This is a genomic window from Burkholderia sp. HMSC10F09, from assembly GCF_001806955.1.
Taxonomy (GTDB): Bacteria; Pseudomonadota; Gammaproteobacteria; order Burkholderiales; family Burkholderiaceae; genus Burkholderia; species Burkholderia multivorans.
In genome coordinates this window covers 1-2041 of record NZ_KV786559.1, presented here as the reverse complement: position 1 = coordinate 2041, position 2041 = coordinate 1, and the positions used below count along the sequence as shown (strand labels likewise).

General features: G+C 68.6%; 2 protein-coding genes. One reads left to right on the top strand and one right to left on the bottom strand.

Features of this window, described 5'->3' with window-relative positions; genetic code table 11:
• Positions 1–698: tetratricopeptide repeat protein (locus HMPREF3115_RS04810; protein ID WP_070553566.1), on the top strand; the 698-nt coding region annotated here is incomplete at its 5' end.
• A gap of 42 nt (positions 699–740) precedes the next feature.
• Here HMPREF3115_RS04810 and rodA read toward each other — a convergent pair.
• Positions 741–1889 carry a rod shape-determining protein RodA gene (gene rodA, locus HMPREF3115_RS04805; RefSeq protein WP_006401857.1) on the bottom strand — a complete coding sequence of 383 codons (1149 nt, stop codon included), beginning with the start codon at positions 1887–1889 and terminating at the stop codon, positions 741–743.
• Between the last annotated feature and the right edge of the window lie 152 nt (positions 1890–2041).

Genomic DNA, 2041 nt, shown 5'->3' with positions numbered 1-2041 from the left:
TCGGCCTCGGCGCGCTATGCGCGGCGGCGGCCGCGCAGCGTGCGCCGCATGCGCAGCCGGAACCGGCGCGCGAGACGCAGTCCGCGATCGCCGACTACAACGCGGGCGACTATCGCGCGGCGCTCGTCCAGTTCCATGACGCGGCCGAGCGCGGCGATCGCCTCGCACAGTTCAACTACGCGATGATGCTGCTGACGGGCGAGGGCGTGACGGCGAACGTCGACGAAGGGCTGCGCTGGCTGAAGCGTGCGGCGAACGCGAACATGTCGCATGCGCAGTACGTGTACGGGCGGATGTTCGACGACGGCGAATTCGTCGCGCGCAATCCGGCCGAAGCGCATCGCTGGTTCCTGCGCGCGGCGAAGCAGGGGCACGTGCAGGCCGCGCTGTCGCTCGCGAACCAGTTTCTCGACGGACGCGGCACGCCGCGCGACAACCGGCAGGCGTTCCTCTGGTACAAGCAGGCGGCCGATGCGGGCGAGCCGACCGCGCAGTACGTGACCGCGTCGTTCTACGAGCGCGGCGGCGACGGCGTCACGCGCGATCTGAACATCGCGCGTGCCTATTACGCGGCGGCGGCTGCGCAAGGCGACGAGACGGCGGAATTGAAATACCAGGAACTGAGCGCGCGGCTGAAGGCGCAGGGGCCGGGCGCGGGCAGCGGCGCGCAGGGCGATTCACACGCGGCGCCGCAGTAAGGAGCGCGCGCCGCGCGCACGGGCGGCCGGCGCCGCCCGCGCTCAGCTTTTCATCAGCCGGCGCTGGCGGCCGACGCTCATGATCATCCCGATCGCGATGCCGAGCGTCGTGAGCGCGGTGCCGCCGTAGCTCATGAACGGCAGCGGCACGCCGACCACCGGCAGCACGCCGCTGACCATCCCGATGTTCACGAACGCATAGACGAAGAACGCGAGCGTCAGCGAGCCCGCGAGCAGCCGTCCGAACAGCGTCGCGCCCTGCGCGGCGATATACAGCCCGCGCGCGATCAGCGCCATGTAGAGCGTGAGCAGCACGAGGCCGCCAACGAGTCCCCATTCCTCCGAGAACACCGCGAAGATGAAGTCGGTGTGCTTTTCCGGAATGAATTCGAGGTGCGCCTGCGTGCCTTTCAGATAGCCCTTGCCGAGCACGCCGCCGGAGCCGATCGCGATCACCGCCTGGATCGTATGGAAGCCCTTGCCGAGCGGATCGGACGTCGGATCGAGCAGCGTGCAGACGCGGTGCTTCTGGTAGTCGTGCATCAGCGGCCACTGCACTTCGGGCTGGCAGATGCGCTCCTCGAACACGGCGATCGAGCCGACCGCGATCACGCCGGCGACGAGCACCGGCACGATCAGCTTGAACGACAGGCCGGCCAGATAGATCACGAAGAAGCCGGCCGCGAACACGAGCAGGCCGGTGCCGAGGTCGGGCTGCTTCGCGATCAGGCCGACCGGCACGAGCAGGATCCCGAACGCGGCGACGAAGTCGTACCAGCGCAGCGCGCCTTCGCGGCGCTGGTAGTACCACGCGAGCATCAGCGGCGTCGCGATCTTCAGAATCTCGGACGGCTGGATCACGACGCCGACGTTCAGCCAGCGTTTCGCGCCCTTCTTGGTCATGCCGAACAGCGCGACCGCGACGAGCAGCGCGACGCCGAACGTATAGAGCGGGACCGCGAAACGCATCAGCGTCGTCGGCGGAATGTTCGCGATCACCCACATCAGCACGAACGTCAGCAGGATGTTGCGCAGTTGGTCCTCGACGCGGCCCGGCATGTCGATGCTCGCGCTGTACAGCGTGACGATCCCGACGCACAGCAGCAGGAACACGATGAGGGCGAGCGGGCGGTCGAAGCCCGCGAACATCTGCTTGATCTTGTCGAGCCAGGCGCGCTTGTCGAATTGCATGCCTTTCTCCGTTAATGAGCGGTGCCGGCGTTTGCCGCGTCTGCGGCCGCCGTGGCACGAGAGTGGTCGTCGCGCGGGCCGGCCGCGAACGGCTGCCCGTCCTGCGGCGGCTTGCGCGGATCGTCGCCGGCCGGCCGGTGCGGCCGGTGCAT